This window comes from Streptomyces sp. NPDC000134, assembly GCF_042899225.1.
Taxonomy (GTDB): domain Bacteria; phylum Actinomycetota; class Actinomycetes; order Streptomycetales; family Streptomycetaceae; genus Streptomyces.
Genome location: NZ_JBIAZN010000016.1, coordinates 112,542 through 128,352, shown reverse-complemented (window position 1 = coordinate 128,352; position 15,811 = coordinate 112,542). Strand labels below are relative to the sequence as shown.

Sequence of the window (15,811 nt, the reverse complement as noted above, 5' to 3'; positions counted from 1 at the left end):
GTGCCCGCGACACCAGACAGAACACCGTGCCATGGGAACAACGTGGCACTTCAGGGCGTTTTCGCCCGTACAGGGAGGCGGCATGACAGAGACGGCGAGCGGTCCGGCACGGAGTTCCCGCGCCAAGGGCACGAAGGCGAGCAAGGGCCTCCGGGTCGAACGCATCCACACCACTCCCGGGGTCCACCCCTACGACGAGGTGACCTGGGAGCGTCGTGACGTCGTCATGACCAACTGGCGCGACGGCTCGGTCAACTTCGAGCAGCGCGGCGTCGAGTTCCCCGGCTTCTGGTCGGTGAACGCGGTCAACATCGTCACCAGCAAGTACTTCCGCGGGGCCGTCGGCACCCCGCAGCGCGAGACCAGCCTCCGGCAGTTGATCGACCGCATCGTGAAGACGTACCGGAAGGCGGGCGAGGACTACAGCTACTTCGCCTCGCCCGCCGACGCCGAGATCTTCGAGCACGAGCTGGCGTACGCCCTCCTGCACCAGATCTTCAGCTTCAACAGCCCCGTCTGGTTCAACGTGGGCACGCCCCAGCCGCAGCAGGTCTCCGCCTGCTTCATCCTGTCCGTCGACGACTCCATGGAGTCGATCCTCGACTGGTACAAGGAAGAGGGCATGATCTTCAAGGGCGGCTCCGGCGCCGGCCTGAACCTCTCCCGCATCCGCTCCTCCAAGGAGCTGCTGTCCTCCGGCGGCAACGCCTCCGGCCCGGTCTCCTTCATGCGGGGCGCCGACGCCTCCGCCGGAACCATCAAGTCCGGTGGCGCCACCCGCCGTGCCGCCAAGATGGTCATCCTGGACGTCGACCACCCGGACGTCGAGGACTTCATCGAGACCAAGGTCAAGGAAGAGGAGAAGATCCGCGCCCTGCGCGACGCGGGCTTCGACATGGACCTGGGCGGCGACGACATCACGTCCGTCCAGTACCAGAACGCCAACAACTCGGTCCGGGTGAACGACGAGTTCATGACCGCGGTGCAGCAGGGCGGCAAGTTCGGCCTGCGCGCCCGGATGACCGGCGAGGTCATCGAGGAGGTCGACGCCAAGTCCCTCTTCCGCAAGATGGCCGAGGCCGCCTGGGCCTGCGCCGACCCGGGCATCCAGTACGACGACACCATCAACCACTGGCACACCTGCCCGGAGTCCGGCCGGATCAACGGCTCCAACCCGTGCAGCGAGTACATGCACCTGGACAACACGTCCTGCAACCTGGCCTCGCTGAACCTGATGAAGTTCCTGAAGGACGACAGCAAGGGCAACCAGTCCTTCGAGGCCGACCGCTTCCAGAAGGTCGTCGAGCTGGTCATCACCGCGATGGACATCTCGATCTGCTTCGCGGACTTCCCCACCGAGAAGATCGGTGAGAACACCCGCGCCTTCCGTCAGCTCGGCATCGGCTACGCCAACCTCGGCGCCCTGCTGATGGCCACCGGCCACGCCTACGACTCCGACGGCGGCCGCTCCCTCGCCGGTGCCATCACCTCCCTGATGACCGGTACGGCCTACCGCCGCTCCGCCGAACTGGCCGCGGTCGTCGGCCCGTACGACGGCTACGCCCGCAACGCCGACGCCCACAAGCGCGTCATGAAGCAGCACGCCGACGCCAACGGCACGGCCGTCCGCATGGACGACCTCGACACCCCGGTGTGGGCCGCGGCCACCGAGGCATGGCAGGACGTGCTGCACCTCGGCGAGAAGAACGGCTTCCGCAACTCCCAGGCGTCCGTCCTCGCCCCGACCGGCACCATCGGTCTGGCGATGTCCTGCGACACCACCGGTGTCGAGCCCGACCTCGCGCTGGTCAAGTTCAAGAAGCTGGTCGGCGGCGGCTCGATGCAGATCGTCAACGGCACCGTCCCGCAGGCCCTGCGCCGCCTGGGCTACCAGGAGGAGCAGATCGAGGCGATCGTCGCCCACATCGCCGAGAACGGCAATGTGATCGACGCCCCCGGTCTCGCGCACGAGCACTACGAGGTGTTCGACTGCGCCATGGGCGAGCGGGCCATCTCCCCGATGGGCCACGTCCGCATGATGGCGGCGATCCAGCCGTGGATCTCCGGCGCCATCTCCAAGACGGTCAACATGCCGGAGACGGCGACCGTCGAGGAGGTCGAGGAGATCTACTTCGAGGCGTGGAAGCTCGGCGTCAAGGCGCTCGCCATCTACCGCGACAACTGCAAGGTCGGCCAGCCGCTCTCCGCCAAGACGAAGGACTCCAAGGAGGAGTCCAAGGACGGGAAGGCCGAGGCGCCCGCCGCCGTCGAGGCCAAGGTCGAGAAGGTCGTCGAGTACCGCCCGGTCCGCAAGCGCCTCCCGAAGGGACGCCCCGGCATCACCACCTCCTTCACCGTCGGTGGCGCCGAGGGCTACATGACCGCCAACTCCTACCCGGACGACGGTCTCGGCGAGGTCTTCCTGAAGATGTCCAAGCAGGGCTCGACCCTCGCGGGCATGATGGACGCCTTCTCCATCGCGGTCTCCGTCGGCCTCCAGTACGGCGTGCCGCTGGAGACGTACGTCTCGAAGTTCACCAACATGCGCTTCGAGCCGGCCGGCATGACCGACGACCCGGACGTGCGGATGGCGCAGTCGATCGTCGACTACATCTTCCGCCGCCTGGCGCTGGACTTCCTGCCCTTCGAGACGCGCTCCGCGCTCGGCATCCACTCCGCCGAGGAGCGCCAGCGTCACCTGGAGACCGGTTCGTACGAGCCGTCCGACGACGAGGTCGACGTCGAGGGCCTCGCCCAGTCGGCGCCGCGCGCCCAGGAACTGAAGGCGGTCGCCACGCCGAAGGCCGAGGCCGAGGTGGCCAAGCCCGCTCCCAAGGAGGCGCACACCAGCGCCGAGCTGGTGGAGATGCAGTTGGGCATCCAGGCCGACGCCCCGCTGTGCTTCTCCTGCGGTACGAAGATGCAGCGCGCCGGCTCCTGCTACATCTGCGAGGGCTGCGGCTCGACCAGCGGTTGTAGCTGACGGGTAGCACCCCGTGGGTGAGGGGCGCCGGCCATGGCCGGCGCCCCTCACCCATGCGCGGGTTCAGGCCCGGCGGACCGAGCCCATGGTGCTGGTGAACGTCGTGGGATCGCCCTCGTGGCCGTGGACGCCGGGGCGGAACTCCCACACCCCGGTCTCGTCCCGCGCGAACTCCGCGACGATCGCCGCCGTGGCGCCCGGCACCTCGCCGAAGTCGGTCACGGCCAGATCCGTGTAGCCCTCGCGGATACGCAGTCCCGGCCGGGTCACGTCCGCGAAGGTCCGGTCTCCCGAGCGCTGCTGGATGACCACACCGACCACCACGCGTGCGTACCGGGGGTCCAGCCGGTCGAGTTCCAGCGTCATGACCTCGTCGAAACCGAAGCCCTTGCCGTCCTTGCTGTCCCGGTTGAGATAGACGGTGCCGTCGGGGGAGCGGCTGTCGAAGTGCACCACATAGGCGGGATCGCCGTACGGATCGTCCGACAGGTAGGTCGCGGCGACCAGGTCCAGGTCGGCGGGCGGCTCGCCCGCCGGGCTCGGGTCCCACCTCAGTGCGACCTCGGCCTTGCGGATTCCCTTGCTGACGGCGTTCACTCGCTTCCCCTTCCCGGTCCCCGTCCTGTCCGTCCACCCCAACTGCCGAACGGTGACGGCCGGTTGTCCATCCTGCCACGCGCCCGGACCCGGACGCGGGCAGCGGACCGCACGGGAGCGACCGGCGCCACGCGCCGGCCTTACGATGGCGCGGTGCTGGTCAAGTGGATTCGCTGCACCGTGGTGGACCGTCGGGGGTTCGAACGGGGGCAGCGGAAGTGGGCGGGGCTTCCGGGGGAGCCGGGATTTCGCGGACAGGGCGGGGGCTGGAGCCGGATGCGGCCGGACGTGGCGCACGTCTTCGCGTTCTGGGAGAGCCGCGCGTTCTACGACTCCTTCATGGCCCGCTCCCACGACCGGCTCGCCGCCGCCCAGTCCGGCACCTTCAAGAACGCCCAGGCCCGGCTGTTCGACTACAAGTTCGACGTGAAGACCGGCTTCGAACCGCGTTTCACGGACGCCGATCTGCTGAGGGTGGCACTCTGCCGCGTCCACCAGGAGCGCGCCGAGCACTTCGTCCTGATGCAGGAGAAGGTCTGGAACCCCGCGATGGCCGGCTCGCCCGGGATGCTCCGCGGCCTGTTCGGCGAGGCACCGGGAAACGAGTTCCTGGTGCTGTCGATGTGGCGGTCGGCCGCCGAGCACGGCAAGTACCGCACCGAACGCATCGAACGACTGGCCCTGCGCGCCCAGACCGAGGCCGACATAGCGGCCCTCACGGGGGACATCGTGGAGCTGGAACCGTCCTGGACCGTTTGACATCCGGACGCTCCCGCCGTATGCCCGCGGCGACCGCCCGGCGGGAACCGTGTGACCTACGCCGTATGGGGCCCGTACGAGTGCTCGATCGCCCCCGACTCGATCTAGGGTTCTGACATGGCACGACCACGGCGCATCGTCCTCGTCCGGCACGGCGAGTCCACGGGCAACATCGACGACTCCGTGTACGAGCGGGAACCCGACCACGCGCTGGCCCTGACCGAGCAGGGCCGGAAGCAGGCGGAGGAGACGGGCAGGAGGCTGCGCGAGCTGTTCGGCCGCGAACCCGTCAGCGTGTACGTCTCCCCGTACCGGCGCACCCACGAGACGCTGCGCGCCTTCCACCTCGACCCCGGACTGATACGGGTGCGCGAGGAGCCGCGGCTGCGTGAGCAGGACTGGGGCAACTGGCAGGACCGCGACGACGTGCGCCTCCAGAAGGCGTACCGGGACGCCTATGGTCACTTCTTCTACCGTTTCGCCCAGGGCGAGTCCGGCGCCGACGTGTACGACCGGGTGGGCGGCTTCCTGGAGAGCCTCTTCCGCAGCTTCGAGGCCCCCGACCACCCGCCGAACGTCCTCCTGGTCACCCACGGGCTGGCCATGCGGCTGTTCTGCATGCGGTGGTTCCACTGGACGGTCGCGGAATTCGAGTCGCTGTCCAATCCGGGGAACGGCGAGATGCGGATGCTCGTTCTCGGGGAGGACGGCAAGTACTCCCTGGACCGCCCGTTCGACCGCTGGCGAGACCCCGAACCCTACGGGATCACTGGTTAAGGTGGCAGGGCGATGACCGCTCATTCCTCTCCCGACGGGCGCCTGGAGCGCGCCCTGGCCAGCCTGCGCGGACTCCGCGTCGGGGACGCGCTGGGCTCGCAGTTCTTCGTGCCCGCGCACTACCCGCTGCTCAAGCGCCGCGAGGTCCCCCCCGGCCCCTGGCAGTGGACCGACGACACCGAGATGGCCTGCTCCGTGGTGGCCGTCCTCGCCGCCCACCAGCGCGTCGACCAGGACGCCCTGGCCCGCTCCTTCGCCGAGCACCACGACTTCGACCGGGGGTACGGCCCCGCCGTCGGCCGGCTGCTGCGGCTGGTCCGCGAGGGCGGTGACTGGCGGGAACTCTCCGCCGCCCTCTTCAACGGCCAGGGGTCCTGGGGCAACGGCGCCGCGATGCGGATCGCCCCGCTGGGCGCCTGGTACGCGGACGACCCCGAGCAGGCCACCCACCAGGCCGAGATCTCCGCCTACCCCACGCACCAGCACCGGGAGGCCGTGGTCGGCGCCATGGCCGTCGCCGCGGCCGCAGCGCTGGTCGCCGCTCCCGGCGGCCCGCCGGGTGCCGAGGCGCTCCTCGACGGGGTGATCGCGCTGGTGCCCGCGAAGAGCGCGGTCGGCGCCGGGCTGCGGCGCGCCCGGGACATGCTCGACTACGCCGACGCCGACACGGTGGCGGCGGTCCTGGGCTGCGGACGGCGTACGACCGCGCATGACACGGTTCCCTTCGCCCTCTGGTCGGCCGCGCGGTGCCTCGGCGACTACGAGCGGGGCTTCTGGACGACCGCCCTGGTCGGCGGGGACGTGGACACCACCTGCGCCATCGCGGGCGGTGTGATCTCGTCCGAGAGGGCGGGGGCGCCGCCCGCCGAATGGGTGACGCGGACGGAAGCGCTGCCGGACTGGCTGGCACCGCGGAGCGCGGCCACCGCCTGAGACGCTCCGTACCCGTCGGGAACTCCGCGTGACAGCGCGCTCGTTGTCGGAACACCGCGGGCCGACCTCCGAGGAGGGCCTGACCGGGCTGCGGCAGGCGGCCGGCCTCGGACGGGTCGCGCGGGACCGCACATCCGGGAGCCTGGCGTCGCGAGGGGGGCGGTCATGGGAGTTCTGCTGGTGCTCGTCGGCCTGCCGGCCTGCCCACCGGGCGTGGGGCCGCTCGGGTGGCCGAGCGGCCGCCTGTCCGGCCCACGCGCCGCGGGCTGGCCGGGGAAGGGCCGGCGGACTCCTCCTGCGAGGTCCGCCGGCCGGTCCCGGCCGGCCCGGAGGTCTGCCCCGTCGTCAGCCGAGTCCCGGCCCACCGGCTCCGGAGAGGGCCTCCAGGTCGCTCTTGCGGACCCGGATGACCAGCCAGGCCGTGGCCAGCGCCAGGACGGCCATCGCGGCGGCGGGGATGAACGCCCCCGATATGCCCTGCGCCAGTACCTCGTGCCCCCAGGGCGCGGGCAACTGGTGGGTCTTGGCGAACTCCGCCTGCTGCTCAGGCGAGGCGTTGGCGAGGAAGTCGGGCAGTTGCTTCTCCGCCTCGTCCTTGCTGGCCGTGCCGAACACCGTGGTCAGGATGGACAGACCGAGCGATCCGCCGACCTGCTGCATGGCGTTGAGCAGCCCGGAGGCCGCGCCCGCCTCGTGCTGGGCGACCCCGGAGACCGCGGTGAGCGTCAGTGTCACGAAGTTCAGCCCCATGCCGAAGCCGAAGATGAGCATGGGCCCCAGCACCCCGCCGACGTAGGAGCTGTCCGAGCTGATGAGGGCCTGCCAGCCGAGCCCGATCGCCGCGAGCGCCGAGCCGACGACCATGAACGGCTTGGGTCCGAGGACCGGCAGGAACCGCTGCGACAGACCCGCACCGAGCGCGATCACGACGGTGACCGGCAGGAAGGCCAGACCGGCCTCGATCGGGGTGTAGCCCAGCACGTTCTGCACGAACAGCACGATGTAGAAGAACATGCCGAACATCGCCGCGGCCAGGCTGAGCATGATGATGTACGTGCCCAGGCGGTTGCGGTCGGCGAACATCCGCAGCGGGGTGATCGGCTCCTTGGCCCGGGACTCGATAAGAGCGAAGGACAGCAGCAGGACCACGGCGGCGACGAAGGACCCGATGGTCAGGCTGTCCCGCCACCCTTCGTCCGCCGCCCGGATGAAGCCGTACACCAGGGACGCCATGCCGGTCGTCGACGTCACCGCGCCGGCGATGTCGAAACGGCCGGAGTGCCGTTGCGACTCGTTGATGTAGAGCGGCGCGAGCACCGCGATCAGCACGCCGATCGGCACGTTGACGAAGAGCACCCACCGCCAGTCGAGCCACTCGGTGAGCATGCCGCCCGCCAGCAGGCCGATGGCGCCGCCGCCCGCCGAGACGGCGGCGAAGACACCGAAGGCCCGGTTGCGTTCGGGTCCCTCGGGGAAGGTGGTGGTGATCAGTGCCAGCGAGGTGGGCGACGCGATCGCGCCGCCCATGCCCTGGAGGACACGTGCGGCGAGCAACTGCCAGGGCTCCTGGGCGAAGCCCCCGAGCAGCGAGGCGAAGGTGAACAGCAGGATGCCGGTCATGAAGACCCGGCGCCGGCCCAGGATGTCACCGGCCCGGCCGCCGAGAAGCAGCAGTCCGCCGAAGGTGAGTGTGTAGGAACTGACCACCCACGTGAGGTCGGTCGTGCTGAACTTGAGTGCGTCTTGAATGTGCGGGAGTGCGATATTCACAATCGTCGCGTCGAGGACCACCATGAGTTGGCAGGCCGCGATGACGGCGAGCGCGATGCCGGGATGCCCTTCCCGGCGGGCGGCGCCCGGCTTCTGGTCGTGGATCAGCGGAGAGGTTGTCACTATGGGTCCCCCATGAGTGCCTTAGTGAACGCTCGCGTTCACTGTCTCGCCAACCGTAGTGACTCTCGTACAGTGAACGCAACCGTTCCCTTTTTTCGTCGCCGAGCGGACCGTCCCCCCGTTGCGGTCGCACGGCGCCGTCCCCCGCTGTGGAACGACCGCTTCCTCTGCCCCTGGAGGCACCTGAATGGTTACTTCGCACTGGGAGGCCGCCTCCGCTCAGGCGGCTTCACGCCGACGTGGCGCGGTGCTCGAACGTGCGATCCTCGACGCCGCGCTCGAACAGCTCAGCACGGTCGGCTGGAAGGGCCTGACGATGGAGGGCGTGGCGGCCGGTGCCCAGACCGGCAAGGCCGCCGTCTACCGGCGCTGGTCCTCCAAGGAGGATCTCGTCGCCGACGCGCTGCGCTCCGGGCTGCCGAGCTTCGACACGGTGCCCGACCTGGGGAGCGTGCGCGAGGACCTCCTCGTCCTGTGCCGCCGGGCCCGGGACGCGATGTTCTCCCGCCCCGGTTTCGCCCTCCGGTCGGTCATTCACGAATGTGACGACCTGCAGATGGAACGCTTCCATGCGGTGATCTACGAGGGTGTCATCGAGCCGACCATCAGGATGCTGCGCGAGGTGATAACCCGCGGTATCGAGCGCAATGAGGTCCGCCCCGAAGCTGCGAACGGGTACGTCTTCGACGCGGTCCCGGCCATGATGATGTACCGGTCGAAGATCTGCGACTGCGAATGGAGCGACTCCGAGATCGAGGAGATGATCGACCAGCTGATGGTTCCGCTGCTGCGGCCCGACGACTCGTGACCCCGCCTCGCGCGGGCTCCGCCCCGGCTCGGGGAACCGGGGTGTCGGGCAAGGTCCGAGGCGGCGTACGCTAAAGACGCCATGCCGTACGAACCACCTACTCACACCGTCGAGCGCTCTCTCCGCGCCACGACCGGGGCGAAGATCATTGCCGGTGTCGACGAGGTGGGGCGCGGCGCCTGGGCCGGCCCCGTCACCGTCTGCGCGGCGGTGACCGGACTGCGCCGGCCCCCGGTCGGCCTCACCGACTCCAAGCTGCTCACCGTCAGGCGGCGCACCGAACTGGCCGAGGAACTGCGGACCTGGGTGACGTCCTACTCGCTGGGCCATGCCTCTCCGGAGGAGATCGACGACCTGGGGATGACGGCCGCGCTGCGACTCGCGGCGGTACGTGCCCTGGAGACCCTGCCGGTCCGCCCGGACGCGGTCATTCTCGACGGCAAGCACGACTACCTCGGGGCGCCGTGGCGGGTGCGTACGGTGATCAAGGGCGACCGGTCCTGCGTGGCGGTCGCGGCGGCCTCGGTGATCGCCAAGGTGCAGCGCGACAAAATGATGGCCGAACTGGGTGTCGACCATGCAGACTTCGATTTTGCGGACAACGCCGGGTATCCGTCGCCCGTGCACAAGGCCGCACTGGCGGAGCGGGGCCCCACCCCGTACCACCGGTTGTCGTGGGCGTATCTTGATGCGCTGCCCCAGTGGCGGCACCTGAAGAAGGCCCGCATGTGGGTGGAGAGCAAGGTTCCGGAGATCGAGGGTCAACTCGGCTTCGATTTCTGACCTTCCACTCGCACGTACGTGCCACCCGCTGACGCGCGCCGCACCAACGTTTGATAGACATCAGCTCATGCCTCTCATTCCCGAGGAGCCTCAGATTCACGAGAGTGCCCAGGGTCCCCGCGCCACTCCGGCCACCGGCCGCACCGCGCCGACCCCTCGTCCCGTACCCGGCCCCCGTCCCGTGGCTCCGCCGCGTCCCGGGCGTCCCGGCCCGAACCGGCCGACGCCTCCGGCGCAACGCACCCCGCGTGACGTGCCGGCCGCCCAGCCCGCACCGTCCGGGCCCCCCGCCCCCGCCGCCGCCTCGGCCGCCCCGCAGATCCAACTGGTCCCGGCTTCGGCGGAAGGCGCACTCGACGCCGCCGAAGAGGCCGTGGACCTGCTCCTGGACTCGGGCCGCGCCCCCGGCGACGTGCTGGTGCTGACCACCGGTGAGCCGCATCCGTGGGCCACCCACGAACTGTCCTTCGGTGAGGCCGCCTACTGGGCGCAGCACGACGCCCGCGACGACGTCTTCTACGCGGACGCCGCCGCCGCGGACCGTGCCGGTTCGCGTCCCGTGGTCGTGGTCGCGCTCAACGGCGGGCCGGAAGCCTCCGCCGCCACCGCTCTGCCCCTGGCCCATTCCCGGGCGGGTGCGCTGCTCATCGTCTGTGGCGATCCCGAGCGCATCAACTCGGTGCTGGGCGCGGGCGTCTGAGCCGGGACCGCTTTCGTCGCGCCCGGCCCGCCGTGCCGGGACGGCGTGCAGGCCGTGGTGCGGCATCCGTACGGAGGCGGTTCCGGCATGTCCCGCGGGCAGGAGCCGTAGGGGGCCGGTGACGGGGGGCGTGCACCGGTTCTCGCGACGGTTCGGGCCTCCGCGCCTCACGCCGGGTGGCGGGTGGTGCAAGCGGTCCGACGCCGGAGCGGCTGCCAGTGTCGTACGTGCTCGATCTCGGGGGCGTGCCAGGGGTGTTCGCGCCTGGCGCCGGGTGCTGGGGGCCGGATGCTGGACGGCGGCACGGTCCGCCGGGTGTCCGGCGGCGTACCGGACGTGCTCAGCGAGCCGCCGCGCGGCGCAGTACCTCGGAGGCGACACCGCCCGTGCGCGGCGGCGGGACCGGTGCCTCCGACGTGGCGAACGGCTCCGGCTCCGACGTCGTGCTGGGGCGGCGCCCGCCCCGGCCCTCGCCCAGCACCTGCCAGCCATCACGGGTCAGCGTGATGTACGCCCCGCAGCGCAGTCCGTGCAGGGTGCAGGCGTCCCGCAGCCCCCACATCCACGCCCCGTCCTCCTCGGTCCACCGCGCGTCGCCTTCGCGGCAGTAGAGCAGCACGGCGGTGCGCACCGGGGTGCGGCGGCGCAGATCGTGCGGGATGACCCGGCGCAACTGGGCGAGCAGCACGTTGCGGAACATCCATCCGTCGGCCTGGTCCGGCCGACTGGTGAACGAGGCGCTCGCGCGCAGCCGTTCGCCGGGGTCCAGCACGGCGACGATCGCGGTGGCCGGGCGGGGACGGTGCCGGGAGTGCAGTCCGCTGACGACCTCCCGGGGGTTGCGCAACAGCGGTATCCCGGCAGCGGCCCACTCCGCCGGTTCGAGTACTCGGCTGGCGGAAGCGGCGGACGACGACAGCGACGCCGCTGAGGACGGAGCGAATCCGAAGGTCATGTTCCTCCCTTCGGCTACGCGCCCACTCTTCGGGCAGGGTCGGATTAGGGGGAGCGCGCACCGCAGTGAAGCCCTGCCGGATCACGGACGGGCCGTGCGGGGAGCGGACTTCAATTCTTCCTGTCGAACTTGGATGCGGCAACGAGCAATTGGGGCGGTCGACCGGTATCGGACGATACGCGTTTTATATCCCTACCCAGGGTGTCTCCGGACGACGCATGGGGCCCCCGGGCCCCGGCATCGTTCGTACGCGACGCGACGCGACCGCGCGTCGTCCAGGGGCGGATGACCCGCGCACAGCGGGCGCCTCGGGGAATCAGCCCTGTACGGCCAGGACCAAGGGCAGCACCTCCTGGGCGCCGGCCGGGCGGAGCAGCCGGGCCGCGACGGCGAGGGTCCAGCCGGTCTCGGTGTAGTCGTCCACCAGCAGCACCGGTCCCCGCTGCTCGGCGAGCGCCGAGGCGAGGCCGGGCGGCACGGTCAGCGCCCCGTCGAGCGCCTTGAGCCGCTGGGCGCTGTTGCTGCGGGACATGCGGGGCGCGTCGCCCGCGTACGCGAGCGAACCCAGCAGCGGCAGCCGGCCGATCTCGGCGATGCGGGACGCGAGGGAATCGATCAGTCGCGGACGGGTGCGGGAGGCGACGCTGACGACGCCGACCGGCCGCGGCCTGCCCTCCGGCGCCCCCGCGGCCCAGCCGTCGGGACCTTTCGCCCAGTCCGCCAGTACTCCTACGACGGCCTTGGCCACGTCGTCCGGCACCGGGCCGTCGGGAGCCTGCGGGGCCAGCATGGGCCGCAGCCGGTTGCCCCAGCCGATGTCGGACAGCCGCCCCAGGGCCCGGCCGGGCGCCGCCTGTTCGCCGGCCGGGATACGGCCCTTCAGGTCGACGCCGATCGCCGGCAGGCCGGTGGGCCACATGCGGCGCGGCTCCACCTCGACGCCCGCCCGGCCCAGATCGGCGCGTGCGGCGCCGAGCGCGTCGGCGGACGTCTCGGCGGTGAAGCGCGGGCCGGCGCAGTTGTCACAGCGACCGCAGGGCTTGGCGCCCTCGTCGTCCAGTTGCCGTTGCAGGAACTCCATCCGGCAGTCCGGCGTCGCCACGTAGTCGCGCATCGCCTGCTGCTCGGCCTTGCGCTGCCGCGCGACCCAGTCGTACCGCTGCGCGTCGTAGGTCCACGGCTGTCCGGTCGCGGTCCAGCCGCCCTTGACGCGCTTCACCGCGCCGTCCACGTCGAGGACCTTGAGCATGGTCTCCAGGCGGGAACGGCGCAGCTCCACCAGGGGTTCCAGAGCGGGCAGCGACATGGGGCGCTCCGCCCGCGCGAGGACGTCGAGGGTGCGGCGAACCAGGTCCTCGGGCGGGAAGGCGAGTGAGGCGAAGTACTCCCAGATCGCCTCGTCCTCCTTCCCCGGCAGGAGCAGCACCTCGGCGTGCTCGACGCCGCGTCCCGCACGGCCGACCTGCTGGTAGTAGGCGATGGGGGAGGAGGGCGAGCCGAGGTGCACCACGAAGCCCAGGTCAGGTTTGTCGAAGCCCATGCCGAGCGCGGAGGTGGCGACCAGCGCCTTGACCCGGTTCGCCAGCAGGTCCTCCTCGGCCTGCTGCCGCTCCGCGTTCTCCGTCTTGCCGGTGTAGGCGGTGACCGTGTGCCCGCGCCGGCGCAGGAAGGCCGTGACCTCCTCGGCGGCGGCCACGGTGAGCGTGTAGATGATCCCCGAGCCCGGCAGCTCGTGGAGGTGGTCGGCCAGCCAGGCCATGCGCGCCGGGGCGTCCGGCAGGCGCAGCACGGCCAGGCTCAGGCTCTCCCGGTCCAGCGGCCCGCGCAGCACCAGGGCGTCCGAGGTGCCTCCCGTACCGAGCTGCTCGGCGATATCGGCGGTCACGCGAGCGTTGGCGGTGGCGGTGGTCGCCAGCACCGGCACCCCGGGCGGCAGATCGGCGAGCATGGTGCGCAGGCGCCGGTAGTCCGGGCGGAAGTCGTGGCCCCAGTCGGAGATGCAGTGCGCCTCGTCCACCACCAGCAGACCGGTCGCGGCAGCGAGCTTGGGCAGCACCTGGTCACGGAAGTCCGGGTTGTTGAGCCGCTCCGGGCTCACCAGCAGGACGTCGACCTCTCCGGCGGTGATCTCGTCCTGTACCGCGTCCCACTCCTCGGTGTTGGACGAGTTGATGGTCCGGGCGTGGATGCCGGCTCGGGCCGCGGACTCGACCTGGTTGCGCATCAGCGCGAGCAAGGGGGAGACGATCACGGTCGGGCCGCTGCCCCGGGCCCGCAGCAACGCCGTGGCCACGAAGTAGACCGCGGATTTGCCCCAGCCGGTGCGCTGGACCACCAGGGCCCGGCGACGGTCGGCGACCAGCGCCTCGATCGCCCGCCACTGGTCCTCGCGCAGTCGGGCCGCGCCGGAGGCGTCCCCGACGAGGCGGGCGAGGACCGTGTCCGCGGCCGCCCGGAGGTCCGCGTTGCTCGTGTGCTCCATGCGTCCCATACAACAGGACAGCACTGACAACGGGCACGCCACACCCGACGACCGGGCGGGGGTGGGTGGGTGACGGCTGGGCGGTGATCGAGGACGGTCCGGCTCTGGGACGAGGGAAAACCTGTCGCGTTGTCGTGTGCCTGATCGAAGTTATCCACAGGGTGAAGCGGGATTCCGTGATCCGCGAGATCGTCGGGCCATGACGAACCACAGCGAAACGACCGGACCTTCCGACAGCGGCGACAACGGCCACCACAGCGACAAGGGCGACAACGGCCACCACAGCGACAAGCTCGACAAGAGCCACATCAGCGGCATCGGCGACATCGGCGGAGGCGAGCGGCCGGACAACCCCGCCCGCACGACCTACGACGGTCACGCCGACGAGCACCCGATCACCCTGCGCACCCCGGCCGAACTGGCCGACGCCCTGCCCTATCTCCTCGGCCACCGTCCGGAGGACAGCATCGTCCTGGTAGCGCTGCACGATCGGGACGGACGCGGCCGCTTCGGCGGCCGGGCCCGCTTGGGCGTCCCCGCGAACCCGGACGACTGGGACTCCGCCGCCCGGCAATTGGTGCACGGCCTGGTGACCGGCAGCGAACGCAGGGGCGCCCGGCCCGAGCAGATGGTCGCCTACCTCTGCCAGGAACCTTCGAAGGGTGAATCGGGCCAGCAGGTGATGTCCCGGCTACGACCGCTGGCGCAGAAACTCCGCGTCGAGTGCGGCACCTTCGACGTGCCGGTGGTCGAGGCCCTGTGCATCTCCGACGGACGCTTCTGGTCGTACTGCTGCGACGACCGGTCCTGCTGCCCGGCCGAGGGGGTTCCGATGGGCCTGCCGGGTACGTCCGTGCTGGCCGCGGCCGCCACGTACGCGGGCATTCAGGTGCGCGGCACCCTCCGCGAACTGCGGGCCAGGCTGCTGCCCCGTGACGACTTCGCCGCCGCCGAGCAGGAGGCCGCCCTCGACCGGGCCGGCCTGACGCTGATCCCCCGCATGCTCAGCGAGGAGGAGGGCGAGGACGTGGCACGGGAGACCCTGGCCCTGGCGGACCGTGTGATGAAGCGACTGGACGAAGCCCCGTTCCTGGCCGGCGTGGCGGAGTCGGACCGTCGCGACGACGGGCTGCTGGACCACGGCGAGGCCGCGAAGCTGATCATCGGGCTGCAGGACCGCACCACCCGCGACCGCGCGGCCGAATGGATGGAGGCCGACGAGGCCGGCCCGGCCCTGCGCCTGTGGCGTGCACTGGCCCGCCGCTGCGTCGGATCGTACGGCGAGCACGCGGCCGCGCCCCTCACCCTGGCGGGCTGGGTCGCCTGGTCCGCCGGTGACGAACTCGAAGCCCGCGAAGCACTGGCCATGGCCCTGGGCGCGGACCCCGAGTACCTCTTCGCCCGTCTCCTGCACCAGGCATGCAACGAGGGACTCGACCCGGAAGCGGTACGCCACTGTCTGCGCGCCGCACGCGGAGACCGCCTCCGGGGCGACGCCGAGGGAGGGGAAGCGGACGGTGGCGGGCAGGCCGGAGGCGGCGGGCCGGCCGGAGGCGGCGGGCAGGCCGTGAGCGTCAGGCAGACCGGAGGTGCCGGGAAGACCGGAGGTGTCGGGAAGACCGGAGGTGTCGAGGAGACGGCAGAGGCCCGGGGGTGGGCCGTCCCCACGACCGAGCCGGCCTCCGGCGGCTGTCGTCGGCGCACGTGTGCGACCGCGACGTCCGGCACTCGCCGTCGCCCCGGAGCACGGGAAGGCCGGGAGCCGGGGAGGAACACCGTGCGCCCGCACGCCCCCACTGGCGGCGCGCGGCCGCGCGACACGTCGACGGGCCGTACGGCACGTCCGCGCCCCGCGTCCGGGGCAGCCCGACGGAACGCCGGCCCGGGGACGCACGGCACGGAGCGACCCGGGGACGAGGAATGACCGTCCGGGCGTGGGCGTGACTCGAACGACATCGGTTCCGTTCACCTGAGTGGCGGAGTGCCCCCACGGACCCTGCTGCCGTACCGCTCCCGCGGCGCCGGAGTCCGCTCCCGGTGCCGTTTCCGCCCGAGGCGTATCGAGCGCAGAGGAAGCCCTTCCATGCATCAGCCGACTCCGCCGGCCGGCACCGACGACCCAAGGTCCGCCATGGGCGGCG

12 protein-coding genes are annotated in these 15,811 nt (G+C 71.3%); 8 read left to right on the top strand and 4 right to left on the bottom strand.

The window, feature by feature from the left end:
• Nucleotides 1-82: 82 nt before the first annotated feature.
• Nucleotides 83-2,983 carry a vitamin B12-dependent ribonucleotide reductase gene (locus tag ACFY32_RS23940; protein WP_390675197.1) on the top strand — a complete coding sequence of 967 codons (2,901 nt, stop codon included), beginning with the start codon at nucleotides 83-85 and terminating at the stop codon, nucleotides 2,981-2,983.
• 63 nt (nucleotides 2,984-3,046) lie between these two features.
• On the opposite strand, the gene ACFY32_RS23935 is transcribed toward ACFY32_RS23940, so the two are convergent.
• On the bottom strand, nucleotides 3,047-3,580 hold the full coding sequence (locus tag ACFY32_RS23935; RefSeq protein WP_359200072.1) for a TerD family protein: 534 nt from the start codon (nucleotides 3,578-3,580) through the stop codon (nucleotides 3,047-3,049).
• Nucleotides 3,581-3,733: 153 nt separating this feature from the next.
• Here ACFY32_RS23935 and ACFY32_RS23930 point away from each other — a divergent pair, with 153 nt between their 5' ends.
• The 3 genes from ACFY32_RS23930 to ACFY32_RS23920 all read left to right on the top strand — a co-directional run bounded on the left by ACFY32_RS23930 (nucleotide 3,734) and on the right by ACFY32_RS23920 (nucleotide 6,049).
• Nucleotides 3,734-4,339 (top strand): YdbC family protein, encoded by a 606-nt coding sequence (locus tag ACFY32_RS23930; RefSeq protein WP_359200074.1) that lies wholly within the window; start codon nucleotides 3,734-3,736, stop codon nucleotides 4,337-4,339.
• 117 nt (nucleotides 4,340-4,456) lie between these two features.
• Complete coding sequence (locus ACFY32_RS23925) at nucleotides 4,457-5,116, top strand: histidine phosphatase family protein (protein ID WP_359200076.1); 660 nt, start codon at nucleotides 4,457-4,459, stop codon at nucleotides 5,114-5,116.
• Between the two features lie 12 nt (nucleotides 5,117-5,128).
• Nucleotides 5,129-6,049: an ADP-ribosylglycohydrolase family protein gene (locus tag ACFY32_RS23920; RefSeq protein ID WP_390675196.1), complete on the top strand. Its 921-nt coding sequence runs from the start codon at nucleotides 5,129-5,131 to the stop codon at nucleotides 6,047-6,049.
• A gap of 345 nt (nucleotides 6,050-6,394) precedes the next feature.
• On the opposite strand, the gene ACFY32_RS23915 is transcribed toward ACFY32_RS23920, so the two are convergent.
• A complete protein-coding gene (locus ACFY32_RS23915; RefSeq protein ID WP_359200080.1) occupies nucleotides 6,395-7,942 on the bottom strand; it encodes an MFS transporter in 1,548 nt (515 codons plus the stop codon).
• 187 nt (nucleotides 7,943-8,129) lie between these two features.
• On the opposite strand from ACFY32_RS23915, the gene ACFY32_RS23910 reads away from it, so the two are divergent.
• From ACFY32_RS23910 to ACFY32_RS23900, 3 genes are all read left to right on the top strand, one after another.
• Nucleotides 8,130-8,750 (top strand): TetR/AcrR family transcriptional regulator, encoded by a 621-nt coding sequence (locus ACFY32_RS23910; RefSeq protein WP_359200082.1) that lies wholly within the window; start codon nucleotides 8,130-8,132, stop codon nucleotides 8,748-8,750.
• Nucleotides 8,751-8,831: 81 nt separating this feature from the next.
• On the top strand, nucleotides 8,832-9,533 hold the full coding sequence (locus ACFY32_RS23905) for a ribonuclease HII (protein ID WP_390675195.1): 702 nt from the start codon (nucleotides 8,832-8,834) through the stop codon (nucleotides 9,531-9,533).
• Nucleotides 9,534-9,600: 67 nt separating this feature from the next.
• Nucleotides 9,601-10,233 carry a hypothetical protein gene (locus ACFY32_RS23900; RefSeq protein ID WP_359200086.1) on the top strand — a complete coding sequence of 211 codons (633 nt, stop codon included), beginning with the start codon at nucleotides 9,601-9,603 and terminating at the stop codon, nucleotides 10,231-10,233.
• Nucleotides 10,234-10,573: 340 nt separating this feature from the next.
• Here ACFY32_RS23900 and ACFY32_RS23895 read toward each other — a convergent pair whose 3' ends face one another.
• Nucleotides 10,574-11,188, bottom strand: a complete 615-nt coding sequence (locus ACFY32_RS23895; protein ID WP_359200088.1) for a hypothetical protein — start codon at nucleotides 11,186-11,188, stop codon at nucleotides 10,574-10,576.
• 316 nt (nucleotides 11,189-11,504) lie between these two features.
• Nucleotides 11,505-13,670, bottom strand: coding sequence for a RecQ family ATP-dependent DNA helicase (locus ACFY32_RS23890; protein WP_390675194.1), 2,166 nt, complete (start codon nucleotides 13,668-13,670; stop codon nucleotides 11,505-11,507).
• 199 nt (nucleotides 13,671-13,869) lie between these two features.
• On the opposite strand from ACFY32_RS23890, the gene ACFY32_RS23885 reads away from it, so the two are divergent.
• On the top strand, nucleotides 13,870-15,594 hold the full coding sequence (locus ACFY32_RS23885; protein ID WP_390675193.1) for a DUF4192 domain-containing protein: 1,725 nt from the start codon (nucleotides 13,870-13,872) through the stop codon (nucleotides 15,592-15,594).
• Nucleotides 15,595-15,811: the final 217 nt, after the last annotated feature.